This window comes from Antribacter sp. NEAU-D49, from assembly GCF_057158775.1.
In genome coordinates, this window is record NZ_JBXTSN010000033.1 from 40389 (window position 1) to 65654 (window position 25266).

The following is a 25266-nucleotide window of genomic DNA, read 5'->3' on the forward strand; positions in this document are numbered from 1 at the left end:
TGTCAGGCGGCCCTGGAAGCAGTCTGGCGGGGACACCGGCAGCGGTTACGTCAGGTCGTGGTCCCGGCTCAGCAGCGCGCCGTCCGCCGACACGGCGGCGACGAGGCCCGACGCCGCCGCCGTGAGCACGGACGCCATCGGCATCGGCGTGGCCGGGGTGTGTGCCATGTCGCCGGCGGCGAAGACGCCCGGCACGCTCGTGCGGCCCATGACGTCCACCTCGACACAGCCCGAGGGCAGCAGGGACAGCCCGAGCTGCTCCGCGAACGGTGCGCGCTGCGCGAAGGTCCCCGCGACGAACAGCCCGCCCACCTCCTCGTCGGGGCCGTCCTCGAACGAGACGGTCGCGCCGGTCGCGCTGCGGTACACGCCCTTGACGGGCTCGTGCCGCACGGCCACCCCGGCACGTTCCAGGACTGCGCGGGTCGCGGGCTCGAGCTCGCCGCCGTCGGTGAGGACCGTGCGGCGGCTCGCGATGCGCTCCACCAGCAGGGCCACGCGGGCAACGTGCGGACCGCTGCCGAGGACCGCCACGTGCGTGCCGGAGAACTCGTGGCCGTGGCAGTACGGGCATGTGGCGGCCACGGTGCCGAAGAGGGGTGCGAGCCCGGGAAGGTCGGGCAGGGTGTCCGCCACGCCGGTCGCCAGGACGAGGGTCCGGGACGCGACGACCGTGCCGTCGCCGAGGTCGATGCGGAAGCCGTCGCCGTCCTGGGCGACGGCGGTCGCGGGGGTGTCGCGGAGCTCGACGGTGTCGTAGGCCGCGAGGTCGGCCCGGGCGGCGGCCCGGAACTCGGCGGGCGGCGTCCCGTCCTGGGTCGCGAAGTTGTGCAGGTGCTCGGCGGGGGCGTTCCGGTACTCGCCGGAGTCGAGCAGCAGCGCGCTGCGGTGCATGCGGCCGAGGGTCAGCGCCGCCTGCAGGCCGGCGGGGCCGCCGCCGATCACGACGGTGTCGTAGGTGGTCATGGGCATCGGTGGTCTCCGATCGTGGGGGCGTGCTTGCGTCACCCCGCCAGCATGTGACTTCATGTTGACATGAAGTCAAGCGATCCGTACCAGCCGCGCTGGTCCGTGGGCGAGACGGCCCGCCGGTTCGGTCTCGAGACCCACGTGCTGCGGTACTGGGAGGACGAGGGCCTCCTCCAGCCCGCGCGCGACGCCGCCGGCCGGCGCCGCTACAGCCCGGACGACGCGGTGCGCGTCGGCGTCATCCTGCGGAGCAAGGCCGCGGGCATGAGCCTCGAGCAGATCCGCGTGATGCTCGACGCCGGAGCCGCCGACCGGCACCAGGTCCTCCAGGCGCACGTCGACGATCTCGACCGGCGCATGGCCGAGATGGCCCTCTCGCGCGAGATGACCCTCCATGCGCTGCAGTGCCGGGCCCACGACATCGCGACGTGCCCGGGCTTTCGCGCGCACGTCCAGGACCTGATCGACGGCACGACGACGTTCGCCCACGTACGCGAGCGGCTGCCCTCGGGCTCCCTCTGAGCCCTGGGCGCGTGGCTCCCGCCCGCCGAGAACAACATTGCGCAGGCAACCGGACCTGGTTGCCTGCGCAATGTTGTTCTCGGGGAAGCCGGCCCTCAGGCGGCCGCGCGGTCCGGTACCGTCCCCGCCGCCGGAGCGTCCACGGGCCGGTCCCGCGGCATGAGCGCGACCGCGCCCAGCAGCACGACGGCGCTGATGAGCACCCCCCAGAAGACGAGGTGCATCGCGTGGGCCATCCCAGGGCCCTCCGGGGTGCCGTCGGCGCCGATGACCGTGTGGGCGTTGACGATCGCGCCGAACACCGCGACGCCCACCGCCGACCCGAGCGAGCGCGCGAACATGTTGGTGCTGGTGACGGCCCCGCGCTCGCCCCAGGCGGCGCTGGTCTGGGCGGCGATGAGGGTGGGCACGGCGGTGAGGCCCATCCCGGCGCCGATCACGAAGCAGAACACGGCCACGTGCCAGATCTCGGAGCCCGTCCCGAGGAGGAGGGTGAGGGCCGCGCCCGTGATGACGATCGTGGAGCCGATGAGGGCGGTCGAGCGGAAGCCGATCCTCAGGTAGACCCGCCCGGCGAACGACGCCGTCAGCGGCCAGCCGAGCGTGAGGGCGGCCAGCGCGAACCCGGCGACGAGCGCGCCGACGCCGAGCACCTCCTGCGCGTAGACGGGCACGTAGGTGGACAGCCCCAGGGTCACGACCCCGATCACGAGCGATCCCGCGGTGGTCGCGGCGACGAGACGTCGCCGCAGGAGCGACAGGTCGAAGATCGGGTGGCTCACCCGGCGTGCGACGAGCACGAACGCCGTGAGCAGCACCGCCGAGCCGGCGAAGATCCCGACCGACGCGGGCGAGGCCCAGGCCCAGGCGCTGCCGCCTTCCAGCAGGCCGAGCACGAGGAGCGTGCTGCCCCCGGTCAGCAGGACGGCGCCGACGACGTCGATCGGCTCCCGCGCGCCCTCGCGCCGGGCCTCCTGGAACCGGACCCACAGCATGCCGGCGGCCAGGAGGCACAGGGGGATGTTGATCCAGAAGATCCACCGCCAGCTCACGAACTGCGAGAAGACGCCACCGAGCGTGGGCCCGACCACCGCGGACATCGCCCACACCGAGGCCAGGTACCCCTGCGTGCGGGCCCGCTCCTCCAGCGAGAAGACGTCGCTCGTGATCGTCATGGACATGGGGAGCACGGCGCCCGCGCCCAGGCCCTGGACCACGCGCGCGAGGATCAGCGCGGTCATGGACCACGCGGCCCCGCACAGGATCGAGCCGACGAGGAACAGCCCGATGCCGACGAGCATCATGCGCTTGCGCCCCAGCACGTCGGCGAGGCGCCCGTAGATCGGCACCGAGACCGCCTGCGCCAGCATGTAGGCGGAGAACAGCCAGGGCACCTGCGCGAACCCGCCGAGGTCCCGCGCGATCGCCGTCGACGCCGTGGCGATGATCGTCGAGTCGAGGGCCACCAGGGAGGTGGCGAGCATCAGGGAGACGAGGATCTGGCCGCGCTCGGAGCGCAGGCCGATCCCGGACCGTGGTTCGTGAGGCACGTCACCTACAAGATTGCCCAGGGCATCACATATTCCGGAACCGCCTAAACGTTACACAGCGTTGTGGGTCCGCGGCCCCGGATCCCACCATCGAGGCGCCCCCGATCTCTCCGACGAAGGAGTTGGACGTGTTCCTCGCCAAGACCCTCAAAGCGGCCCGGACGGTGGCGGTCCTCGCCGCTGCCGGGCTCCTGGCCGCGGTGGCGCTGGTCGTCACCCAGCCCGAACCAGAAGCCGCCTACGCGCACGGCGCCATGACGTTCCCCGCGACCCGCACCTACGCGTGCTACGTCGACGGTGTGCAGAACGGCACGGGCGGCGGGCTCAACCCGCAGAACCCGATGTGCCAGGCCATGCTGGCCGAGAACGGCAACTACCCGTTCTACAACTGGTTCGGCAACCTGCTCAGCAACGCCGGCGGTCGCCACCGCGAAGTGGTCCCCGACGGCAACCTCTGCGGTCCGCTGGAGACCTTCTCGGGCGCTCGCCGCGCCAGCACGCAGTGGCCGACGACGACGCTCACCCCGGGCTCGACCGTCACCTTCCAGTACAACGCCTGGGCGAAGCACCCGGGCCGCTGGGACCAGTACGTGACCCGCGACGGCTGGGACCCCACGCAGCCGCTGAAGTGGAGCGACCTCGAGCCCGCGCCGTTCAACTCCGTGACGAACCCGCCGCTGCGGAGCGGCGGACCGCAGGGCGACGAGTACTACTGGAACGTCACCCTGCCGAACAAGTCGGGGCGCCACATCATCTACTCGGTCTGGACCCGGTCGGACAGCCCCGAGGCGTTCTACAACTGCTCCGACGTGATCTTCGGGCAGGGCGGCGGGCAGCCGACGCCGACCCCCACCCCGACGCCCACCCCGACGCCGACGCCGACCCCGACCCCGACCCCCACGCCGACGCCCACCCCGACACCGACGCCGACCCCCACCCCCACGCCGACCCCCACCCCGGCACCGGGTCAGTGCTCCGTCGACTACACCCTGTCCACCACCTGGAACGGCGGCTTCACGGCGGCGGTGACGATCCACAACGACTCGATGAGCCCCGTGAACAACTGGCAGCTCCGCTGGCAGTTCGCCAACGGTGAGACGGTCGCCCAGTCGTGGAACAGCACGTATGCCCAGTCCGGTTCCACGGCGACGTTCTCGGCCGCGGCCTGGAACGGGACGATCGCCCACCACGGCACGGCCTCGTTCGGCTTCAACGGCAACGGCGTGCCGCGCACGCCCACGGGCGCCACGCTGAACGGGACGCCCTGCACCATCGGCTGATCCTGGCCTGACGCCACAGAGTCGCAGAAGAGAGCGCCGAGGGAGTGCGCTCGTCCGGCCGGGCCCCGCAGCAGCTGCGGGGACCGACCGGACGAGCTCACTCCCTCGGCGTCGTCGTGCCGTACCTCGGCGTCGCGGCCTAGTCGAAGGGCACCGTGACCGGCGTGCCGTCCGACGGCACGGCGTCGGACAGCTTCGCCAGGGTGGCGCGCAGGGCGGCGAGCTCGTCCGCGCCGACCGCCCGCCGCAGGTCCTGCTCGAACTCGAGCGCCGTGGCGCGCAGCACCTGGAAGAGGGCCTCGCCCTCGGGTGTGACGGTGATGAGCTGGACGCGCCGGTTCCCCGGGTCGCGGTGCCGCGTGATGATGCCGCGGTCCTCCAGAGCCCGGAGGTGGTGGGTGAGCGTCGCCTCGCGCAGGCCTACCGCCGACGCCAGCTCGCGCTGCGTCGCGGTGGCGCCGGAGTGCAGGGCGACGAGGATGAACCACACGGGACGGCTCCCGCCGTGCTCGGCGAGGGCCTTGTCGAAGGCGCGCGTGATGCGCTGCACCGTGTGCCACAGCACGGCTGCCACGGGGAGGTTCGCGCCCGGTTCCATGATCCGAGCGTACGTGCTGAGCCTCAACCGTAGACATCTAACGATTAGACGCCTAAGGTTTCGGGCGGAGCCACAACTCACACTGGAGGCAGGGATGAGCACGATCGACCAGGCAGCCCGCGAGCTGGAGAAGACCTTCGGGGAGCGGCTGCACGTCGCGGGCAGCGAGGACTTCGAAGGCCGCGCGGCCGTGACGTTCGTGGGGCCCGCTCGCACCCCGGCCGCCGTCGTGCGGCCCGTCGACGCGGGCGAGGTCGCCGCGGCGCTCGCGGTCGCCGCCGAGCACGGCCTGCCGGTCGGGGTCCGGGCGGGCGGGCACAGCTATGCCCGGCACGGCGTCGTCGACGGCGGCCTCGTGCTCGACCTGCGCCTCATGGACGCCGTCGCGATCGACCCGGCCGCCGGGGTCGGGTCGGCCCAGGGCGGGGTGCTGGCCGGGGCCTACACCGATGCCGCCGGCGCGCACGGGCTCGCCACGCCCTTCGGTGACACGGGCTCGGTCGGCATCGCCGGCCTCGTGCTCGGTGGCGGCATCGGCTTCCTCGGGCGTCGCGACGGGCTCACCATCGACAACCTGCTCGCGGCCGAGGTGGTCCTCGCCGACGGGACGCAGGTCCGGGCCGACGCCGAGGAGCACCCCGACCTGTTCTGGGCGCTGCGCGGAGGCGGCGGCAACTTCGGCGTCGTCACGAGGCTCGAGCTGCGGCTCCGGGAGACTCCGGTGATCACCGGAGGGATGCTCGCCTTCGCCGCCACGCCCGCCGTCGTCGCAGGGGCGCTCGCTGCGGCGTCGTCGGCGCCCGACGAGCTGAGCGGCATGGTCAACGTGATGAAGGCACCGCCCCTGCCGTTCCTCCCGGCGGAGGTGCACGGGCGGCTGGTCGTGATGCTGCTGCTCTGCCACTCGGGCGCGCCCGCCGGTGCCGAGGCGGCCCTGGCGCCGTTCCGGGCCCTCGGTACGCCGGTCGTGGACACCGTGGCGGGGCAGCCGTACCCCGCGCTGTTCACCGGAGGGCCCCAGCTCGCGGGCCTGCACGCGGCGACCCGCACGGGCTTCGTCGGCACGCCGGACGAGGAGTGGGCCGCCGCGGCGCTCGCGCGGGTGGAGCAGGCGCCGCCCGCCCCGGCGGTGCTCAACCTCCGGACCATGGGTGGCGCGATCGCGCGTGTGCCGTCCGACGCGACGGCGTTCGCCCACCGGGGATACGAGCACATGCTGACCATCGCCTCGACGGCGCCGGACGCGGCCACCGCATCGCTCGGGCGGGTCTGGGTCGAGGAGACGGCCAGGGATCTCGGTCTCGGGGACGCCGGCTACGTGAACTTCATGTCGGGGGCCGACGACGCGGACATCCGCGCCGCGTACCCGGCGGCCACGCTCGCCCGGCTCGCCCGGGTCAAGCGGGACTACGACCCGGGGAACGTGTTCCGCTCCAACCACAACGTGCTGCCGGGGTGACGACAAGGACCGCAGCGGGCGGGTCGATGTTGCGCAAACTCTCAGCCTGAGTCACGCAACAGGATCTCGCCCGCTGAGGGTCCAATTTCACCCGCATTCTGGACAACGTTCGGTGTGCCACATGCGTCAATATCGTCGTGAGCAGCCACCTCCCCCCAGGTCTCGTGCCTGGCCAGACCCCAGTCCACGCCATCATCCTCGGTGGCGACTCCGGCGCGTACAGCCTCGCCCGGGCGTTCCACGAGGCGTACGGCGTCAGGTCGTCGGTCGTGACGATCCGGCCCACCCGGAACGTGCAGTTCTCCACCATCCTCACGAACGTGGTCGAGCCGGGGCTCGACGACCCCGACGTGATGGTGGCGACGATCCGCCGCCTCGCCCAGGCGGGCTCCGGTCCGGCCATCGTCGTGACCTGCGTCGACTGGTACGTCCGGGCGCTGTCCGAGCACCGTGCCCGGCTCGAGGACCTCGTCGTGGTGCCCTACACCACCGTGGACCTCCTCGACCGCGTGATGGACAAGCAGCGGTTCTCGGAGCTGTGTGCCGAGATCGGCGTCCCGCACCCCAGGACGGCGACCCGCCTGGGCGGCGAACCTGTGGGCGACCTGGACCTGCAGTTCCCCGTCATCGCCAAGCCGGGCGACAACGTGGCGTGGCACCACACCCAGTTCGCGGGCAAGCGCAAGGTGCACCTGCTCACCGAGCGCAGCCAGCTCGAGTGGCTGCTGTCCGCGGCAGGGGCCGCCGGGTACGGCGGTGTGTTCATCGTCCAGGAGTACGTGCCCGGGGACGACTCCCAGATGCGCATCATGACCACGTACTCGGACCGGGCCGGCCAGGTGCAGATGGCGTGGGGCGGGCAGGTGCTCCTCGAGGAGCACACGCCCGGCACGCTCGGCAACCCGGCGGCGATCCTGACCCGTGCGCTGCCCCAGGTGGAGGCGGACGCGCGCCGGCTGGTGGAGCACCTCGGCTGGACGGGCTTCGCCAACTTCGACATCAAGGTGGACCCGCGGACCGGCGTGGGCTACTTCTTCGAGCTCAACCCGCGGACCGGCCGCTCGAACTACTACCTGACCGGGAGCGGCATCAACCCCGCGATGTTCTGGGTGGGGGAGCACCTCCAGGGCGGGGCCTACCCCGCGGTGGAGCCCATGTCGGTGCTGTACCGGATCGTGCCGTCCTTCCTCCTCGACCAGTACGTGAGCAGCCCGGCGGACCGTGCCGCGCTCAAGATGGTCCGCAAGGTGGTCCACCCGCTCAAGTACGACCGGGACCGCTCGCCCAAGCGTGACGTCTGGGTCCGGGCGGCCGAGCTCAACCAGGTGCGGACGTTCGCGCAGCACTACCCGCAGGCGGCCGAGGCGGCCAGTGCCTGACGCGTCCGTCCTCAGGGCGGCGGGCGGCGCCGATCCGGCCGGCGGTCTGGTGGAGATGCCGCCCGTCGGTGTGATCGGGGGGGTAGGGCCGCTCGCCACCGCCTACTTCCTCGAGCTCGTGGTGCGCCTCACCGAGGCCGAGCGTGACCAGGACCACGTGGACCTCGTGGTCCTCAACCACGCGACGATCCCGGACCGGACGGACTTCGTGCTCGGCCGTTCCGCCGTGGACCCCGGCCCGGTGCTCGCACGGGACGCCCGGCGGCTGGAGGCGTTCGGCGTGTCGTTCCTCGTGATGCCGTGCAACACGGCCCACTACTTCACACGGCACGTGACCGACGCCGTCTCGGTCGCGTTCGTCTCGATCGTCGAGGCGGTCGTCGCCGCGGCCTGCGACCGGGTGCCCGGGCTGACCACGGTGGGGGTGCTCGCGACGGAGGGCACGGTGTCCTCGGGGGTGTACGCCGACGCGTTCGCCCGGCACCGGGTGAAGGTCCTGGAGCCGGACGTCGCCGACCAGGAGATCGTCTCGGCGGTCATCTACGACCAGGTCAAGGCCGGCAGGCCGGTGGACGTGGAGGCCCTGCGGGGGGTCGCCGAGCGCCTGGCGGACCGCGGCGCCGCCGTGGTGGTCCTCGGCTGCACCGAGCTCTCGGTGGTCGCCGCGGACCACGGGCTGCTCGACGACCCGCTCTACCTGGACTCGCTCGACGTGCTGGCGCGCGAGACGATCACGCGGGCAGGGCGGCGGGTTCGGGCTCGGGTTCCGGCCGCGGTTCCGGCTGGGGCTCCGACGGCGCCCCGTCCTGTCGTGCCGCTCGCCGCAGGGCGCTGAACGCGGCCCAGGTGACGGCCGAGAGCGGCACGGCCACGACCGCGCCGAGCAGGCCGAAGAGCACCGTCCCCGTGGTCACCACGAGCGCCATCACCACGGGGTGCAGGGACACCTGCTTGCCGGTGATGAGCGGCTGGAGCACGTTCGCGTCGAGCTGGGCGATCACGACCATCCCGATCGCGACGATCAGCGCGGTCCCGGGCCCGTTCGCCGCGAGCGCCACGACGGAGCTGATCACGATCGCGGCGACCGGGCCCACCATGGGTACGAACGCCGCCATGAAGACGACCACCGACAGGGGCAGGGCGAGCGGCACGCCCACGATGGTGAGGAAGATGCCTGCCAGCACGGCGTCGGTCAGGGCGACGAACGAGATGCCGCGCGTGTAGCCGGAGAACGTGGCCCATCCGGCGCGGCCCGCGGTCTGCCAGCGGTCGCGGACCGTGGCCGGGAGCTGGTCCAGGAACCACCGCCACATCGTGCTGCCGGTGGACAGGAAGAACACGGTGCAGAAGACGGCGAGGACCACGGCGGTGACCCCCTCCGTGACCGAGCCCGCGCTCGCCAGGGCGCTGCCCATGAGCGTGTCGCTGTTCTCCTGGACCCAGGCGCCGCCGTTGGACAGCCAGTCCTGGGGGTCGCCGAGCCGTTCGGCGAACGGGAGGCCCTGCACGAGCGGGACGAGCTCCTCGATGCCTGACCCCAGCTCGTCCACGAGCTCGTCCCAGCGGCCCACGATCGAGGTGACCACGTAGGTGCCCAGGCCGCCCACGGCGACGACGGCGGTCAGCAGCGACGCGAGCGTGGCGAGCCCGCGGGGCATCGCCCGGTCGTAGAGGTTGCCCAGAGGCATGAGGACGGCGGTCAGCATGAAGGCCAGGAACACGGCGACGAAGACCAGCCGCACCATCCCCACGGCGTAGAAGATCACGGCGATCACCGCGATGATGCCCAGGAGCCTCCAGGCCAGGTCTCCGGTCGTCCGGAGCCATGCCGTGCTGTTCCCGGGTGTCGGCGAGTCAGTCGCCATGCCCCACTCCCCACGCTGGTCTACCGCCTCCTTGGCGGACCGGACCCTAGCGGTAGCGAGCGTCTGCCACAAACGGGGTCCGACCTGCGGCGTCGGAGGGCTCGGCCGCGCGCCGCGGCGTGCGGGCGCGCTTACGCCATCGCCGCCGAGGCGTCGAACTCTGCCCGGGCGCGGGCGATCTCCTGCTGGTGCGCCTCGGTCCACCCCACGAGCGACTCGATGGTGCCGAGCAGGGTGCCGCCCAGCGGCGACAGCCGGTACTCGACGCGCGGCGGGACCTCGGGGTGGACGGTGCGGCGGACCAGGCCGTCGCGCTCGAGGTTGCGCAGCGTCACGGTCAGCATCCGCTGGCTGATCCCGTCGATCTCGCGGCGCAGCTCGTTGAATCGCATCGTGCGGTCCTTGAGCAGGGAGATCACCAGGAGCGACCACTTGTCGGCGACCCGGTCCAGGATCTGGCGCACCTCGCAGCCCTCCCGGACCTCCCACTGGTAGGCGTCCCACCGGTCCACGGGGCATTCCTCGGCGGTTCCCCCGGGCTCACCTGGTGACTTTGAAGTGCCTTCTTCCGCCATGCGTCCATCGTGCCCAAGGATCGGGATGGTTACAAGAAGTAACTGGCAGCCACCTCATCTCGGGAGACACCGTGACGACCACCGTCCCGCACGCGACCACCCCCGCCTCCGCGGCCACCTCCTGGGCCCTGCTCCTGGTGCTCTGCGGCGCGCTGTTCCTGGAGGGCATCGACATCGCGATGCTCAACGTCGCCGTGCCGGCGATCAGCGCGGACGTGGGACTCGCCCTGAACCACGGGCACTGGGTCATCAGCGCGTACGCGCTGGGCTACGCCGGCTTCATGCTCCTCGGCGGGCGCGTGGCGGACCTGGTCGGACGACGACGGGTGTTCCTGACCGCGCTCGTGGCGTTCATCGGCTTGTCGGCCGTGGGTGGCGTGACGAGCGAGCCGTGGCTCCTGGTCGGTGCTCGCTTCCTGACCGGCGTCGCGGCGGCCTTCATGACCCCTGCCGGGTTCAGCATCCTCACCTCCAGCTTTCCGGAAGGAGCCGCCCGGAACCGCGCCCTGGCGATCTACGGCGCTGTGGGAGCCGCCGGGTTCACCCTCGGGATGGTCGTCGGCGGGCTCCTGACGAGCGTGAGCTGGCGCTGGGTGTTCTTCGCACCGGTCCTGCTCGGCCTGGTCCTCCTGCCTCTCGCGCACCGGCTCGTCCGGCGCGACGAGCCGCGCGACGCACCCCGTGCCGCTTTCGACGTGCTCGGTTCGCTCACCGTGACCGCCGGGATGGTGACGCTGGTGCTCGGGCTCGTGAGCGGCGGGGAGCGCGGCATCACCGCGACGGGCGTGGGTCTCCTGGTGGTCGCGACGGTCCTCCTCGCCTGCTTCGTCGTCGTCGAGCGCCGTGCCGCCGACCCGCTCGTGCGCCTGCGGCTCCTGCGCGAGGGAACCCTCGCTCACGCGAGCCTCGCCGGGCTCCTGTTCATGGGGGCGTTCTTCGGCTTCCAGTACGTCTTCACGCTGTACCTCCAGGAGCTCCGGGGCTGGACGCCGCTCGAGGTCGGGCTCACGTTCGCGATCATGGGTGCCGACCTGGTCCTCGCCCCGCTCCTCGCACCGCGCCTCGTCCAGCGGTTCGGCAACGTCGTCGTCATGACCGCCGGGTTCGCTGCCGCCACGGCGTCGTACCTGCTGGCGCTACGGCTCGACGGCGACTGGGCCTACCTCGACCTCCTGCCCTCGCTCCTCCTGGTCGCTGTGGCGTTCGCCCTCGTGTACGGGCCGCTCACCGCCGCGGCCACCGACGGCCTCGACGAGTCGGAGCACGGTGTCGCGGGCGGCGTCGTGTACACCGCGTTCCAGTTCGGGGGAGCGCTCGGCCTGTCCGCCGTGACGACGGTCCTGGTCAGCGGCGCCGCCGGGGACGTGACCCTCGCGGACTACCAGCGGGCGCTCGTCGTGCCCGCCGCGGCAGCGGTGCTCGCGGTGCTGACCGGCGGGGCTGCCTGGATCCGGGGGCGCCGTGCGGCTGCTCGCGGGGCGTGGTAGCTGCCGCGTAGGTCGGTTCTGCTGGGCCGGCTCGCGGGGTCGGTTCAACGTCCTCGACAGGAGAGCGGGCTCAGTCGTGCCGCGCGAACAGCATCCCGGCCAGGGCCAGCCCGACGGCTCCGCCGACCACCTGCGCAGCGACGAACGGGACGACGGACGCCGGGGCGATCCCTGCGAACGTGTCCGAGAAGACCCTCCCGACCGTGACGGCCGGGTTGGCGAACGAGGTCGACGAGGTGAACCAGTACGCCGCGCCGATATAGGCCCCCACAGCCGGGGCGGCGAGTGCGGCCCGGCCGGTGCGTACCAGGCCGAGGACCACGACGACGAGCCCGGCGGTCGCGACCACCTCGGCGAGCAGCGTGCCGGGGGTGGCACGCTCGGTGGTGGCGAGCGACGTCGGTGCGGCGAACATGGCGTTCGCCAGGACCGCGCCGCCGATCGCGCCGAGCGCCTGGGCGCCGACGTACGCGGCAGCGTCCACCGGCAGGGGGCGGGCGAGGTCGCGGCGCCGGGCCAGGAGCGAGTCGGTGAGGTCGACGAGCGTCACGACCGGGTTGAGGTGGGCGCCGCTCACCGGCCCGAGCACCGCGATCAGGACCGCCAGGCCCAGCGTGGTCGCGAGGCTGTTCTCCAGCAGCTGCAGCCCGACGTCGCCGGGGGAGAGCCGCTGGGCGGCGATGCCCGAGCCGACGACGATCGCGACCAGGAGGCCGGTACCCAGAGCCTCGGCCACGGCCCGGCGCCAGAGGGCCGGGCGGGCGGGGGCGGCCGTCGTCGGGCCGACGACGGCCGCCGGTGCGCTCGCACTCATCAGGCGACCGGCTGCACGCCGAGCTCGGCGAGGAGGGCGCGGACGCGCTTCTCGATCTCGTCGCGGATGGGGCGGACGGCCTCGATGCCCTGGCCGGCCGGGTCCGCCAGGGCCCAGTCCTCGTAGCGCTTGCCGGGGAAGATGGGGCAGGCGTCGCCGCAGCCCATGGTGATCACCACGTCGGACGCCTGGACCGCTTCGGTGGTCAGCACCTTGGGCTGCTCGCCGCGGATGTCGATGCCCTTCTCGAGCATCGCCTCGACGGCCGTGGGGTTGACCTGCTCGGCGGGCATGGACCCGGCAGAGCGCACCTCGACGGCGCCGCCCGACAGCTCGCGCAGGAAACCGGCGGCCATCTGGGAGCGGCCCGCGTTGTGGACGCAGACGAACAGGGCGGACGGGGTGGTGCTCATGGTTCTCCTCGGGTCGGTCAGGGCTGGTTCTGGGCGGGCAGCAGGTCGGCCAGCAGAGCGCGGACCCGGGTGTCGAGCTCGTCGCGGATCGCCGCGACGCCGGCGGGGGAGGCGAGGGCCGGGTCGCCGACCGCCCAGTCCTCGTAGCGCTTGCCCGGCAGCACGGGGCAGGCGTCGCCGCAGCCCATGGTCACGACGACGTCGGCCGCGCGGACCGCGTCGTCGGTGACCGGCTTGGGGTAGAAGCGGGTCACGTCGTCGACCAGGTCGGCGGCGCCGGGGTCGCCGACCTGCTCGAGGATCGCGCGCACGCTCGCGTGGATCTCCGCGGCGGGCGCGGAGCCCGCCGAACGGACCACCACCCGGTCGCCCGCGTAGTGCTGCAGCAGGGCAGCGGCCAGCTGCGACCGTCCCGCGTTCGCCACGCACACGAACAGGACCTGCGGCTTGTGGTCAACCGGGTCGCCGCCGGTCTCCAGCGCCGCGGCCTTGGCGGCGTCGACGATGCGCTGGCGGGCGAAGTGCTCGGTCAGCGCCACGAGATACGTCTCCGAGCCGCCGCGCCGGGTGAGCGCCGTGTACGACTCGCGCACGACCCGCAGGCACTCGGCCTCCGGCGTCCCGGCGAACCGTTCCGCCAGCGACGAGGCGAGCCGCCGGAGCGCGGGCTCGACGTTCGACAGGCCGGTGGTCCGGGGCGCCTGGTGCACGTCCACGGCCGCCGGTGCGAACCGCTCGAGCAGCGTGGTCACCGCGCCCCGGTACGCCGGGTCGATGCGGTACCAGACCCACGTGCCGCGACGGTCCGCGGTGAGCAGGCCGATCTCGCGAAGCACCCGCAGGTGGTGGGAGACGGTGGGCTGTGAGACGTCCGTCAGGGTCGCGAGCTCGCCCACCGTCGACTCGCCGCTCGAGCTGGAGGCGATCGCGGACAGCATGCGGAGGCGGAGGGGGTCGGCCAGGGCCTTCAGGGTCGCGGCGATGGTCGCTGCGGCGTCCTGGCCGATCGCGTGGGACTCGGCCGACGAGACGCCGGCCTGCGAGGGCTCCTGTATCGACATGGATCTATGTTGACACATGTCGATGCAGCGCGCCTACCCAGCCGGGTGGTGATCCCGTCGCAGGGGACTGACGTCGCACGTCACGCCTGCTAGCCTCGCCGCATGCCCGCGCCCAGGATGCCTCGGCACCACGCGGTCCGGCCTGCCCCGGTGCGGGGCCGGGCTCGGCACGCGGCCGATCCGCCGTCGGACGGCGGGGCGCGGCACGCCCGGTCGCTCCCGCGAGCGTCAGCCGGTGCGATCGCCGTCTCCGCCCTCCTCCTCAGCCTTCCCACCGGCGCCTCGGTCGCCGCCCTCACCGGCGGTATCACGCCGGAGCAGGCGGGCCCGTTCGGTCCCGTGGTCGCCGCTCTGCCGGTGTTCGGGGACGGTGGGATCGTCGGCATCAGCCTGCGCGAGCGGCCCGGACCCGAGCGGGAGCCGGGCGTCGTGGGCGCCGAGGGCCCCGCGGAGGAGGTGGTGCCCGACGCCGTGGCCGGCCCCGCGTCGGTCGACGAAGCGGCCGACTTCGCCGGCGAGGTGGGTGCCCCGGTGGTGGCGGTGCCGGCCGCGCCCTCGCCCAGCCCGAGCGCTTCCGCGTCACCGGAGCCCACCGTGCCGCCCGAGCCCGGCTCGCCGCGACCCGGCCCGTCGCCGACGGCATCGCCGCCTGCGGGCGAGGTCGGTCCGGGGGTCCTCACGGCCGCGGCCGCGGCCGTCGTCGAGCTGACGAACGCGGAGCGTGCGGCGGCCGGCTGCCCGGCGCTGACCGTCGACGACAGGCTCACCGCCGCTGCGCACCTGCACAGCGAGGACATGGCGGCGCAGGACTACTTCGACCACACGAGCCTCGACGGGCGGTCGCCGTGGGACCGGGCCAAGGCCCAGGGCTACACGAACCCGTCGGGCGAGAACATCGCCGCCGGCCAGCGCGACGCCGAGGCGGTCGTCAAGGCGTGGATGGACTCGCCGGGACACCGGGCGAACATCTTGAACTGCGACTTCCGCGAGATCGGCGTCGGCGAGGTGGACCTCGTCTGGACCCAGATGTTCGGCTGGGGCTGAGCCCGCACGGCCCCCGGCCGCTGTGGGTACACATATGGTCGCCCTTCCCCCACGGAAAGGCGACCATTCGTGTACCCACAGCGTGAGCGTCGACGGCCGATCGAGCCGTCGAGCTCGGAATTGTCGAGAAATGCGTCCCCTGTTGTCACGGGTGTGAGTCCCTGTTCGCGGTGAATGGGCTGAACATCGTGACGATGCGCTGAGCAGGGACGATGCCCGGGGTTGTGACGACACCCCTCGGCCGGCGCTGTGGCGACGACCGGAGCGGAGCGCCTTTGTCGAGGTCCGTTCCCCAGGGCGCGAAAAGCAATTCCGGAGCATCACCAGGAATGGTCGAAACGGCTCGTCCACGGCGCGTCCGGTGACGGAGCGCGCGAGCGACCGACCGACCAGCCGGTCTCCGGCGGCCTCCCCGGCCGGCTCCTGCGAGGCCTCCGGGGAGGTCGAGCCCCTTCCGGGCGAACCTGGAGAATTCACCCAGGGTTTACATATGATCCTCCCCGCCCGACGATAGGTCGCGGATACGATCCTGCACGGCCATCGACAACGACGCGGTAGCCCGAGAGCCGCGTTGTGGTTTCCCGGGACTACCCATGTCACGAGGGGATAGGTGGACTGCAGATGGACTCGCGCGAGCATCTCAGGACTGTCGTGGATCTCCTGCGCCGGCGTGCGCAGGACGAGCCCGACCGGGTGGGGTACCGGTTCTTGACGTTCGCCCGGGGCACCGAGCCCGAGGACGTTGCCATGACGTACGCCGAGCTCGACGCCCGGGCGCGGGCGGTCGCCGTCACGCTGACCGAGTCGGCGGAGCCGGGCGACCGGGTCCTCCTGATGACGTCGCCGGGCCTGGACTACGTCAGCTACTTCTACGGCTGCCTCTACGCGGGTCTCGTCGCGGTCCCCGCCTACCCGCCCACAGCCACGCGCCACACCCGCCGCATCGAGTCCATCGCCCAGGACTCGCGGGCGCGCATCGTCGTCACCGACGTGGACCTTCCCGCGGGGACCGTCGACGGGATGCCGGGCGTCACGCTGCTCGACGTCGGCTCCGCCCCCGTGGACGGCCGCGAGGAGCGCTGGAACCCGCCCGCCGTCGCGCCGGACGACGTCGCGTTCCTCCAGTACACCTCGGGGTCGACGTCCGCGCCGAAGGGCGTCATGGTGACCCACGCGAACCTGCTGGCGAACTCCGTGACCGCGTGCGAGACGTTCCGGATCGACGCCGACAGCACCTGCGTGACCTGGGTCCCGCCGTACCACGACATGGGGCTGATCGGCGGGATCGTGTTCCCGCTGTACGGCCGCATGGAGAGCATCCTCATGGCGCCCGCGTCGTTCATCCGAGACCCCGCCGTCTGGCTCCGGACGATCTCCCGGTACCGGGCCACGCACAGCTCCGGGCCCAACTTCGCCTACGACCTCTGCGTCCACCGCGTGCCCGAGGAGGCCCGCGCCGACCTCGACCTGTCGTCCTGGAAGTACGCGCTCAACGGTGCCGAGCCGGTGCGTGCCGAGGTGATCGACCGGTTCGCCGAGATCTTCGCGAGCGCCGGTTTCCGCAAGGAGTCGTTCCGGCCCTGCTACGGCCTCGCCGAGGGCACGCTCGTCGTCTCCGGCGCCCGCGCCGACGGCGAGCCCGTGATCCGGGAGGTGTCGGAGCCGGGCCTGGGTGAGGGGCGGATGCGCCCGCCGTCGGGCGACGAGCCGACGCTCCGCCTGGTCGGCAGCGGCCGCCTGGGACCGGGGGTCGAGGTCGTCATCGTCGACGAGGCCACGCGGCTGCCGCTGCCCGACGGCGCCGTGGGCTGCGTCTGGGTGCGGGGCGAGGCCGTCGCCGCGGGCTACTTCGACGACGCCGAGCGCACCGCGCAGACCTTCGCCAACCACCTCGCCACGGGCGAGGGCCCGTACCTGGACACGGGCGACCTCGGCGCCCTCGCCGAGGGCGAGCTGTTCGTCACCGGCCGGGCGAGCGACCTCATGATCTTCACCGGCCGCAACGTCTACCCGCAGGACGTCGAGGCGACGAGCGCGGAGAGCCACCCCGACCTGGCGGCCCTGCGCACGGCGGCGTTCTCCGTGGAGCACGAGGGGCGCGAGGTCCTCGTCGTCGTCCAGGAGGTGCCGCCGGCACCCCTGAAGGACCCGGCCGCACGCCAGGAGATCGCGGCGGCGGTGCGCCGGGCCGTGCTGCGGGAGCACCGCATCCCCGTCCACGAGCTCGTGCTGGTCGCCCGGCGGAGCCTCCCCGTGACGTCGAGCGGCAAGATCCGACGCCGCGACACGAAGGCGTCGTACCTGGCCGGGGAGCTGGCAGCGCCCGAGCCGCTCGCCTCGGCGCCGGCCGCCGAGGGCGTGGCGCCGGCCGTCGAGGACGCGGCGGCGGTGCCCGAGGTGGCGCCCGGCCGCACCCCCAGCGCGCCGCCCGCACCCGCGGCCCTCGTGGCGGCCCCGCGGTCGGCCCACGAGATCGAGGACCGTCTGCGGCACCTCGTCGCGGAGCACACGGGGCTCGACCTGTCCCGGGTCGACACCGACGCCGACATGGCCGACCTCGGCCTCGACAGCGTGCGCGCCGTCGTGATCGCGGGCGACCTGTCGGACTGGCTCGGCACGGAGGTGCCCGCGACGTTCGCCTGGGAGCACGGCTCGATCCGCGCGGTCGCCATGGCGCTGGCGGGGGAGGCCCGCGCCACGGCGGCCGGCGCCGTCGCTCCGGCCGCACCCGCTGCCACGACCACCTCCGCTGCCACGACCACCTCCGACGCTGCGGCCGACCCCCGGACCGAGCCCATCGCGGTCGTCGGCATCGGCTGCCGCTTCCCCGGCGGGGTGCAGGGGCCGGAGGCGTTCTGGGACCTGCTCGTCGAGGGCCGGTCCGGCGTGGTGGATGTGCCCGGTGACCGGTGGGACCTCGGCTCCGTCTACGACCCCGAGCCGGGTGCCCCCGGCCGCACCTACTCCCGGCACCTGGGTGCCGTGGACGGCGTGCGCCAGTTCGACGCCGGCCTCTTCGGCATCGGTGACCCCGAGGCGGTCAAGATCGACCCGCAGCACCGGCTCCTGCTCGAGACGGCGTGGGAGGCGCTGGAGGACGCGGGCATCGCGCCCGACTCCCTCCGCGGAAGCCGCACCGGCGTGTTCGTCGGGATGAGCGGGTCCGACTACGAGCGGCTGACGCTGCGCTCGGGTGCCCCGTCGCAGATCGACGCCTACACGGCCACCGGCAGTGCCGGGAACTTCGGCGCCAACCGGCTCTCGTACGTGTTCGGGCTCACCGGCCCCAGCCTCGTCGTCGACACCGCCTGCTCGTCGTCTCTCGTCGCCGTGCACCTCGCGGTGCAGAGCCTGCGCTCCGGCGAGGTCGACGCCGCCCTGGTCGGCGGGGTCAACCTCGTGCTCACGCCCGACTCGACGGTCGCGCTCTCCCAGGGCCGGATGCTCTCGCCGGAGGGTGCCTGCAAGGCGTTCGACGCCTCGGCCGACGGGTACGTCCGCGGTGACGGCTGCGGCGTCGTCGTGCTCCGCCGCCTGTCCGACGTGCGGCCCACCGACCGCGTCGTGGGCCTCGTCCGCGGGTCCGCGGTGAACCAGGACGGCCGGAGCAACGGGCTCACCGCGCCGAGCGGCCACGCCCAGCAGGCGGTGGTCCGCGCCGCGCTCGACGCCGCACGGGTCTCGCCCGCGGAGGTGGGGTACGTCGAGGCGCACGGGACGGGTACGCCGCTCGGTGACCCGATCGAGGTGCGCGCGCTCGCCGCGGCCCTCGGCACCGGCGAGCGCGAGCGGCCGCTCCCCATCGGGTCGGTCAAGACCAACATCGGCCACCTGGAGGCCGCGGCGGGCATCGCCGGCCTGGTCAAGGTGCTGCTCGCGGTCGAGCGGGGGACCATCCCCCGCCACCTCAACCTCACGACCCCCAGCCCGCACATCGCGTGGGACGAGCTCGGCGTGACGGTCCCCCGGAACAACGTCCGGTGGGCCGACCCCGTCCGGGTGGCAGGCGTCTCGTCGTTCGGCTTCGGCGGCACCAACGCGCACGTCGTGGTCGAGAGCCCCCCGGTGCGCGCCGCCGTGGACGCCCCGTCCGCCGACGAGGAGCACGTCGTGGTCAAGCTCAGCGGGGCCGACGAGGCCGCCGTCCGCGCGACGGCGGTCCGGCTCGCCGAGCGCGTGTCGGTGTCCCTCGCCGACGGGACGTCCGACGCCGACCGCCTGCGCGGTCTCGCCTGGGCTGCCGGGACGGGACGCGCCGACCTGGCGTACCGGGCCGCCGTCGTCGCGGGCTCCGCGCCCGAGCTGCTCAAGGACCTGCTGCAGGTGGCGACCGGCGGGGGCACGCTCTCGCGGGTGGTCGGGTCACCGCCGCGGGTCGCGTTCCTGGCGCCGGGGCACGGCCTGCCCGTCGCCGGGTGCCTCGCGGGCATCTACGGCCACGTCCCCGTCGTCACCGAGGTCATCGACTCCCTCGGCGGACCGGACACGCTGCCGCTCTCCGCGCTCGTCACCGACGACCGGTCCGCGGCCGACGCCCTCGCCTCCACCCGCGTGGCCCAGCCCGCCCTGTACGCGACGGCGGTGGCCCTCGGTGCCTGGTGGCGGTCCGTGGGCGTGGAGCACGCGGTGGTGCTGGGGCACAGCGTCGGTGCGTACGCGGCGGCGGCGCTCGCGGGCGTGTTCTCCGTCCAGGACGGTTACCGGCTCGTCACGGAGCGCGGGCGCCTCATGGCCGACGACGCGCCCGAGGGCGCCATGGCGCTGCTGCGCTGCCGCCCCGAGGACCTCGCGGGGCTGCCGCCTCTCGTCTCCGGGGCCGTGGAGGTCGCGGTGCTCAACAGCCCGGGCGACACGGTCGTGTCGGGCGACGTCGACGGCGTCACCGAGGTGATGGAGACGATGGCGCGCCGGGACGTGCGCGGCGTCCGCCTCGGGGTGAACCGGGCCTTCCACTCGCACCACATGGACCGGGTGCTCGACGGCCTGCGCGCCGCGTTCGACGGGGTGGAGCTCCTGCTCCCCGACCTCCCGATGGTCTCGGACGCGACCGGCGAGCCGGTCGGCCCCGAGGTGGCCACGAGCGACTACTGGGTGCGGCACACGCGCGAGCCCGTGCGGTTCGGCGCGGCGCTGTCCGCGGCGCGCGCCGCGGGAGCCCGCGTGGTCGTCGAGCTCGGCCCCGGGGGCCTGCTGCCGCTCCTCGACCGGAACGGGGCGGACGGCGGGGCGGTACGCGGGATCGCGTCCGTCTCGACGACCCGGCCTGCCCGGGCGCTGCGGGAGGCCCTCGCGCGGTACTGGCGGGAGGGCGGCCACGTGGACTGGAGCGCGGTGACCCGCCGCCCGGCCCACGTGCCGCAGCTGCCGACCTATCCCTTCCAGCGGCGGACCTTCTGGCTCCCCGAGGCGCCGGCACCCGCCGCGCCGGCACCCGCCGCGCAGGCACCCGCCGCGGCGTCGCTGCCCGCGGCGGCCAGCCGCTCCGAGCCGCACGGCGTGCTGGCGACCGAGCCGTGGCCGGCGTCGCCGGCCGCGTACCCGGACACCCTGGCGCACTTCCCGGCCGAGTCCTCCGACGTCACCTTCCCCCCGGCGGACGAGACCCCGCTGACGAGCGCAGCCGAGGTGCTCGACCTCCTGCAGGTGCGGCTCGCACCCGCGCTCGGCCTCGACCGGCCCGACCAGCTCGACCCGGACGCGTCGCTCTTCGACCTCGGCCTGACGTCGTTCATGGTCGTCGAGCTGCGCGGTGAGCTGGAGCGGCGGCTGGGCCGCGAGATCCCGGCCACCGTCGTCTTCGACCACCCGACGGTCCGGCGGCTCGCCGAGCACCTGACCGGGGGGCTGCCGGACGACCCCGGCCTGCTCACCGCCGGCCAGGCGTCCGGCCGGGCGATCGTGGGTGAGCGCGCATGATCCGGCACAGGTCCCGCCGTCGGCTCACCTTCGTCTACAGCGGCTTCGGGTCGCAGTGGCCCGGCATGGGCCGGACGCTCCTGTCCGAGCCCGGCGTCTGGCCCGTCCTCCACCGCTGCGAGGAGGTCGTCCGCGACCTCTCCGGGTGGTCGCTCCTGGAGCACCTGAGCACGGACGAGCAGCCGCCCGGGGTGGCGGAGTCCGTCACGGCCCAGACGGCGATCTTCGCTGTCCAGGCGTGCCTGACCGACCTCTGGCAGCGCCGGGGCGTCGTTCCCGACGAGGTGGTGGGCTACTCGCTCGGCGAGGTCGCGGCGGCGTACGCCGTGGGCGCGCTGAGCCTCGAGCAGGCGCTGACGATCGTCGTCCGGCGCGCCGAGGCGGTGCAGCGGCTCGACGGCACCGGCACGATGGCGGTCGCCGGCCTCGACCCGCGCACCGTCGAGGACCTCCTCGTCGTGCGCGGGGGAGACGTCCACCTCGCCGCGGTGAACGCGCCGTCGGTCGTCGTCGTGGCCGGGAGCCACGACGCCGTCGACGCGTTCGGCGACGACGTCCGGGCCGCCGGCGGCTGGTGGCTCCCGCTCCTCGTGGGGCACGCCCTGCACTCGCCGCGGGTGGCGGTCATGCGCCGCCCGATCGTGGAGGCCCTGGCCGACGTCCCGCCGCCGCGGGGCGACGGCGAGATCGTGTCGAGCGCGGTGGGCGGGCGCGTGCCCGTCGCCGCGCTGGACGCCTCGTTCTGGGCCGACACGGTGATCCGGCCGGTGCGGTTCCGGGACGCGATCCGGACGGCGTCGGGCGGCGGGCACGACGTCCTGCTGGAGGTGGGCCCACAGGCCACGCTGTCGATGGTGGCCGAGCAGTCGCTCCAGGGGCACGCGGCGCGCGTCACGAGCCTCGTCTCGATGCGCCGGGGGACCAGCCTGAGCGCCTCGCTCCAGGACGTGTCCCACCGGCTGCGCGGGCTCGGCTACGACGTGCTGCCGGACGCCTCGGTCGTCCGGGGTGCCGTGCCGATGCGCCTGGCGCGCGCGGCCGGCCGTGTCGGGCCCGAGCACGCCGTGCCTGTCGGGACCCGGCCGGAGGTGGCGGCCTCGTGAGCCTCAGCTACGCCGCGACCGTCGCTCGCGAGCACGTGCACCGCACGGCCGTCGCCGAGGTCTTCGTCACCGACACGGCGGACCTCGACGGCGACTTCCGGGTGGCCGCCCAGCTGCCGCGCGGACACCTCATGCAGGAGGGCCCCGTCCTCGACTTCTCCCTCCTCGTCGAGACGGTCCGGCAGGCCGGGGTCTCCGTCTCGCACCGGCACCTCGGGATCCCGCTGGGGCTCGCGTTCCTCTTCCGCGACCTCGACGTGGAGGTCCACGACCCGGCCGCGCTCCGGGTCGGGGACCGTCCCGCGCACCTCGAGGTGGGCACCACCCTGGACGCGCGCCGGACGATCGGCGGCCGCGTCACGGGCATCCAGTTCGCCGGGCGAGTGTCGGTCGACGGCCGGCCGTCCCTGACCGGCCGCGGGTCGCTCATGGTCATGACGCCCGCGGAGTGGAAGAGCCTGCGCGAGCTCGGACGCCGCGAGTCCCTGCGTGCCGTGGGCCCGGTCCCGCCGGCCCCGCCGGCCGAGGGCTCGTCGCGCGCCAACCCGAGGGCCGTCGGCCGGCGGGACCCGCGCAACGTCGTCGTGAGCCCGCCCGTCCCCGTCGGCGAGCGCCGTACGGAGTCGTGGCTCCACGTCGACACGGGGCACCCCTACCTGTTCGACCACCCCCTCGACCACGCACCGGGCAACCTCCTGCTCGAGGCCGCGCGCCAGTCGGCCGCGGCGGCCGTGGCCTCGTCCCACGGCCTGCCCCCCGCTGACCTCGCCGTCCTCGCGTGCACGGGTTCGTTCGACACGTTCGTCGAGCTGGACCTGCCCACGCGGGTCGTCACCGAGGCGGCCGAGCTGAGCGCGCGCGACGGCACCGTCGCGTGCGCCACCCGCACGTCGATCCTGCACGCCGGCAGGGTCGCAGCCCAGATCGACCTCACGATGGGAGTCACAGCATGATCAGCGACCAGAGGATCACCACGCTCGTGTTCGACTACGGCGGCGTGCTGACGAACCCGCTCCAGGAGACGTTCTACCTCTTCTGCAAGTCGGTGGGCATCTCGCCGGAGCAGCTCCGTGAGGCGATGGTCGCGTCCGCGTACGAGCACCGGGCGGAGCCGATGGCCCTGCTCGAGGTGGCGGCGATCACCGAGCACGAGATGATCACCCGGCTCGCCACCCACCTGCCCGAGGGCACGCTCGAGCGTCTCGAGGGCAAGCCGTTCGGCGAGTGGTGGTTCCGTGGCCGGCGCACGGAGCCCGCGGTGGTCGAGGCAATCGCGGGCTTCCGCGAGCGCGGCTACACCACGGCGCTGCTGACGAACAACGTGCGGGAGTGGGAGCCGCGCTGGCGGGCTCAGGTGGATGCCGACGCCCTGTTCGACGTGGTGGTGGACTCCAGCAAGGAGGGCGTGCGCAAGCCCGACCCGGAGATCTACCGCCGCCTCCTGGAGCGCCTCGGCGTACCGGCCTCGGAGTGCGTGATGGTCGACGACCTCGAGGAGAACTGCGCCGCGGCCCGCGAGCTGGGCTTCAGCACGGTGCTGTGGACGAGCGCCGACGCCTCCGTGCCGGAGATCGAGGCCGTGCTCGCCGCGGGCGCGGCGCCGGTCGTCGAGGGCGCGTCGTGAGCTCGGCACCGGTCGTCGTCGTCGGAGCGGGCCCGGCGGGCCTCGTGGCGGCCTGCACGCTCGCGCTGCAGGGGGTGCCCGTGCGGGTGTACGACGCGCGGCAGGGTCCCGACGAGCAGCCCCGCGCCCTCGTGCTGTGGGCCGGCTGCCTGGAGGTGCTCGACCGTCTCGGGGTGGGTGACGACGTCCTGGAGCAGGGCCTCACCCTGCGGCAGGCGCGCTACTCGTCCGTGACCCGCCCGCTGTTCACCGTCCCGTTCGGCGGGCTGGAGCGCACGCGCTTCACGCGCCCGGTCTGCCTGCCGCAGCCCGTGGTGGTCCGGCTGCTCCTGCGCCGGCTGGCGGGGCTGGGGGTCGAGGTGCGGTGGAACCACCGGGTCACCGAGGTCCGCCTCGACGACGACCGCGCGGTGGTCCAGGTCTCGGACACGACGAGCACGACGACGACGGCGGTGACCGCCCGCTGGGTGGTCGGTGCCGACGGGTCGCGCAGCGTGGTGCGCGAGGCTGCCGGCGTGGCGATGGAGGGCCGCACGTTCTCGCGGGAGTTCCTCCTGGTCGACGGGCACCTGGTGAGCCCGGACCTGCCGGTCGACGAGGCGCGCTACGACCTGGGGCCGAACGGCGTCCTCGTCGTCGTGCCGCTGCCGGACGGGACGCACCGCGTCTTCACGGACCGGGAGGTGACGCCGGGCGAGGCCGGCGAGGTGGTCGACGACGTGCTGACGGCCCTGCGGGAGCGCCAGCCGTCGGCCACGATCGGCGAGGTGCGCTGGGCCAGCCGGTTCCAGGTCCACTCCCGGGTGGCCGAGAAGTTCCGGCGCGGGCCGGTGCTCCTGGCGGGCGACGCCGCGCACGGGCACTCGCCCGCCGGCGGGCAGGGGCTCAACACCGCTGTCCAGGACGGCTTCGACCTCGCCTGGCGGCTTGCCGCCGTGGCCGGGGGAGCGGACGACGCGGTGGTGGACGGGTACGAGGCGGAGCGCCGCCCGGCTGCTCAGCGCGCGGTGCGCCAGGCCGACGCCCAGACCCGGCTGTGGCTCCTCGCCGACCCGGTGCGCCGGACGCTGCGGGACGCCCTCCTGCGGACGGTGGGCGGCAAGGAGCGGTTCCAGCGGGTGGCGGTGGGGCGGCTCGCGCAGCTCGACCTGGGGCTCAAGGACAGCCCCGCGCTGGTCGAGGGCGAGGTGCCGGCGGCGACCGGGCTGCCGGCGGTGGGGCGGTGGAGCGGTCTGCCCGTGCCGCCGCGCGACGAGCACGGCTGCGCCGTGCGGCACCGTCTGGTCGTCTCCGGCCTGACGGCGCAGCAGCGCGAGGAGCTGACCCGTGAGGCTCCGTCCGGCGTGCTCGTCGTCGACCCGCCCCGGACGGGGGCGGCCGGACGGCCGTCCGTCGTGTGGGTGCGGCCGGACGGCGTCGTCGGGGGAGCGACCGGCTGGGAGGGGCGGGCGCAGATCCTCCGTCTGCTCGGCCAGCGCCCGACGGAGCGACCGGAGGCGCGTGGTGCGCGGGCCGAGAGCGAGGTGGCGGCAGGTTGACGTGCCGCCGGCTCGCCGGCGGCACGTCAGCCCTCGGGTGCTGCGGGCGGGCGGCTCAGCCCGCCCGCG

Annotated in this window: 20 protein-coding genes; 12 read left to right on the forward strand and 8 right to left on the reverse strand. The window is 73.9% G+C overall.

The genetic code is table 11. The features are described 5' to 3' along the window. Positions 1–45: 45 nt before the first annotated feature. The gene (locus AC060K_RS20160) at positions 46–972 is read right to left on the reverse strand and encodes an NAD(P)/FAD-dependent oxidoreductase (RefSeq protein WP_483767134.1); all 927 of its coding nucleotides are present in this window, start codon (positions 970–972) and stop codon (positions 46–48) included. A gap of 63 nt (positions 973–1035) precedes the next feature. On the opposite strand from AC060K_RS20160, the gene AC060K_RS20165 reads away from it, so the two are divergent. Next, positions 1036–1491, forward strand: coding sequence for a helix-turn-helix domain-containing protein (locus AC060K_RS20165; RefSeq protein WP_483767135.1), 456 nt, complete (start codon positions 1036–1038; stop codon positions 1489–1491). A 95-nt stretch (positions 1492–1586) separates the two neighbouring features. On the opposite strand, the gene AC060K_RS20170 is transcribed toward AC060K_RS20165, so the two are convergent. Then, a complete protein-coding gene (locus tag AC060K_RS20170) occupies positions 1587–2975 on the reverse strand; it encodes an MDR family MFS transporter (protein ID WP_483767157.1) in 1389 nt (462 codons plus the stop codon). 194 nt (positions 2976–3169) lie between these two features. Here AC060K_RS20170 and AC060K_RS20175 point away from each other — a divergent pair, with 194 nt between their 5' ends. Continuing rightward, positions 3170–4321, forward strand: a complete 1152-nt coding sequence (locus AC060K_RS20175) for a lytic polysaccharide monooxygenase (RefSeq protein ID WP_483767136.1) — start codon at positions 3170–3172, stop codon at positions 4319–4321. A gap of 139 nt (positions 4322–4460) precedes the next feature. On the opposite strand, the gene AC060K_RS20180 is transcribed toward AC060K_RS20175, so the two are convergent. Beyond that, a complete protein-coding gene (locus AC060K_RS20180; RefSeq protein ID WP_483767137.1) occupies positions 4461–4919 on the reverse strand; it encodes a MarR family winged helix-turn-helix transcriptional regulator in 459 nt (152 codons plus the stop codon). A gap of 94 nt (positions 4920–5013) precedes the next feature. On the opposite strand from AC060K_RS20180, the gene AC060K_RS20185 reads away from it, so the two are divergent. From AC060K_RS20185 to cuyB, 3 genes are all read left to right on the forward strand, one after another. Continuing rightward, positions 5014–6378 carry an FAD-binding oxidoreductase gene (locus AC060K_RS20185; RefSeq protein ID WP_483767138.1) on the forward strand — a complete coding sequence of 455 codons (1365 nt, stop codon included), beginning with the start codon at positions 5014–5016 and terminating at the stop codon, positions 6376–6378. A 137-nt stretch (positions 6379–6515) separates the two neighbouring features. After that, positions 6516–7757 carry a carboxylate--amine ligase gene (locus tag AC060K_RS20190; RefSeq protein ID WP_483767139.1) on the forward strand — a complete coding sequence of 414 codons (1242 nt, stop codon included), beginning with the start codon at positions 6516–6518 and terminating at the stop codon, positions 7755–7757. Beyond that, positions 7750–8592, forward strand: a complete 843-nt coding sequence (gene cuyB, locus AC060K_RS20195) for a cysteate racemase (RefSeq protein WP_483767140.1) — start codon at positions 7750–7752, stop codon at positions 8590–8592. Before AC060K_RS20190 ends, cuyB begins: the two co-directional genes overlap by 8 nt. Here the strand turns inward: cuyB and AC060K_RS20200 are convergent. Then, on the reverse strand, positions 8489–9622 hold the full coding sequence (locus AC060K_RS20200) for an AI-2E family transporter (RefSeq protein WP_483767141.1): 1134 nt from the start codon (positions 9620–9622) through the stop codon (positions 8489–8491). The two genes, cuyB and AC060K_RS20200, sit on opposite strands and share 104 nt — an antisense overlap. Positions 9623–9753: 131 nt before the next feature. Further along, positions 9754–10134, reverse strand: coding sequence for a winged helix-turn-helix transcriptional regulator (locus AC060K_RS20205; RefSeq protein WP_483767142.1), 381 nt, complete (start codon positions 10132–10134; stop codon positions 9754–9756). A gap of 134 nt (positions 10135–10268) precedes the next feature. Between AC060K_RS20205 and AC060K_RS20210 the strand changes: the two genes are divergently transcribed. Next, complete coding sequence (locus tag AC060K_RS20210; RefSeq protein ID WP_483767143.1) at positions 10269–11684, forward strand: MFS transporter; 1416 nt, start codon at positions 10269–10271, stop codon at positions 11682–11684. Between the two features lie 70 nt (positions 11685–11754). On the opposite strand, the gene AC060K_RS20215 is transcribed toward AC060K_RS20210, so the two are convergent. From AC060K_RS20215 to AC060K_RS20225, 3 genes are read right to left on the reverse strand one after another with little or no spacing between them, the layout of a single operon-like run. Next, positions 11755–12498 (reverse strand): aquaporin, encoded by a 744-nt coding sequence (locus tag AC060K_RS20215; protein WP_483767144.1) that lies wholly within the window; start codon positions 12496–12498, stop codon positions 11755–11757. Beyond that, on the reverse strand, positions 12498–12911 hold the full coding sequence (locus tag AC060K_RS20220) for an arsenate reductase ArsC (RefSeq protein ID WP_483767145.1): 414 nt from the start codon (positions 12909–12911) through the stop codon (positions 12498–12500). The genes AC060K_RS20215 and AC060K_RS20220 overlap by 1 nt, the downstream gene beginning before the upstream one ends. Before the next feature lie 17 nt (positions 12912–12928). Beyond that, the gene (locus AC060K_RS20225; protein ID WP_483767146.1) at positions 12929–13972 is read right to left on the reverse strand and encodes a metalloregulator ArsR/SmtB family transcription factor; all 1044 of its coding nucleotides are present in this window, start codon (positions 13970–13972) and stop codon (positions 12929–12931) included. 102 nt (positions 13973–14074) lie between these two features. Between AC060K_RS20225 and AC060K_RS20230 the strand changes: the two genes are divergently transcribed. From AC060K_RS20230 to AC060K_RS20255, 6 genes are all read left to right on the forward strand, one after another. Then, positions 14075–15016 (forward strand): CAP domain-containing protein, encoded by a 942-nt coding sequence (locus AC060K_RS20230; RefSeq protein ID WP_483767147.1) that lies wholly within the window; start codon positions 14075–14077, stop codon positions 15014–15016. A gap of 651 nt (positions 15017–15667) precedes the next feature. Then, a complete protein-coding gene (locus AC060K_RS20235) occupies positions 15668–20932 on the forward strand; it encodes a beta-ketoacyl synthase N-terminal-like domain-containing protein (RefSeq protein ID WP_483767148.1) in 5265 nt (1754 codons plus the stop codon). After that, on the forward strand, positions 20929–22035 hold the full coding sequence (locus tag AC060K_RS20240; RefSeq protein ID WP_483767149.1) for an acyltransferase domain-containing protein: 1107 nt from the start codon (positions 20929–20931) through the stop codon (positions 22033–22035). Before AC060K_RS20235 ends, AC060K_RS20240 begins: the two co-directional genes overlap by 4 nt. Beyond that, positions 22032–22988: a ScbA/BarX family gamma-butyrolactone biosynthesis protein gene (locus AC060K_RS20245; protein ID WP_483767150.1), complete on the forward strand. Its 957-nt coding sequence runs from the start codon at positions 22032–22034 to the stop codon at positions 22986–22988. Before AC060K_RS20240 ends, AC060K_RS20245 begins: the two co-directional genes overlap by 4 nt. After that, positions 22985–23659: an HAD family hydrolase gene (locus tag AC060K_RS20250; RefSeq protein WP_483767151.1), complete on the forward strand. Its 675-nt coding sequence runs from the start codon at positions 22985–22987 to the stop codon at positions 23657–23659. The genes AC060K_RS20245 and AC060K_RS20250 overlap by 4 nt, the downstream gene beginning before the upstream one ends. Continuing rightward, a complete protein-coding gene (locus AC060K_RS20255) occupies positions 23656–25197 on the forward strand; it encodes an FAD-dependent oxidoreductase (protein ID WP_483767152.1) in 1542 nt (513 codons plus the stop codon). Before AC060K_RS20250 ends, AC060K_RS20255 begins: the two co-directional genes overlap by 4 nt. Positions 25198–25266 lie beyond the last annotated feature (69 nt).

Bases quoted from the DNA above. Each gene is read 5' to 3' on its own strand.
- AC060K_RS20160 (WP_483767134.1), bottom strand. From the start codon at position 972: ATGCCCATGACCACCTACGACACCGTCGTGATCGGCGGCGGCCCCGCC.
- AC060K_RS20165 (WP_483767135.1), top strand. From the start codon at position 1,036: ATGAAGTCAAGCGATCCGTACCAGCCGCGCTGGTCCGTGGGCGAGACG.
- AC060K_RS20170 (WP_483767157.1), bottom strand. From the start codon at position 2,975: ATGCTCGCCACCTCCCTGGTGGCCCTCGACTCGACGATCATCGCCACG.
- AC060K_RS20180 (WP_483767137.1), bottom strand. From the start codon at position 4,919: ATGGAACCGGGCGCGAACCTCCCCGTGGCAGCCGTGCTGTGGCACACG.
- AC060K_RS20185 (WP_483767138.1), top strand. From the start codon at position 5,014: ATGAGCACGATCGACCAGGCAGCCCGCGAGCTGGAGAAGACCTTCGGG.
- AC060K_RS20200 (WP_483767141.1), bottom strand. From the start codon at position 9,622: ATGGCGACTGACTCGCCGACACCCGGGAACAGCACGGCATGGCTCCGG.
- AC060K_RS20215 (WP_483767144.1), bottom strand. From the start codon at position 12,498: ATGAGTGCGAGCGCACCGGCGGCCGTCGTCGGCCCGACGACGGCCGCC.
- AC060K_RS20220 (WP_483767145.1), bottom strand. From the start codon at position 12,911: ATGAGCACCACCCCGTCCGCCCTGTTCGTCTGCGTCCACAACGCGGGC.
- AC060K_RS20225 (WP_483767146.1), bottom strand. From the start codon at position 13,972: ATGTCGATACAGGAGCCCTCGCAGGCCGGCGTCTCGTCGGCCGAGTCC.
- AC060K_RS20230 (WP_483767147.1), top strand. From the start codon at position 14,075: ATGCCCGCGCCCAGGATGCCTCGGCACCACGCGGTCCGGCCTGCCCCG.
- AC060K_RS20240 (WP_483767149.1), top strand. From the start codon at position 20,929: ATGATCCGGCACAGGTCCCGCCGTCGGCTCACCTTCGTCTACAGCGGC.
- AC060K_RS20250 (WP_483767151.1), top strand. From the start codon at position 22,985: ATGATCAGCGACCAGAGGATCACCACGCTCGTGTTCGACTACGGCGGC.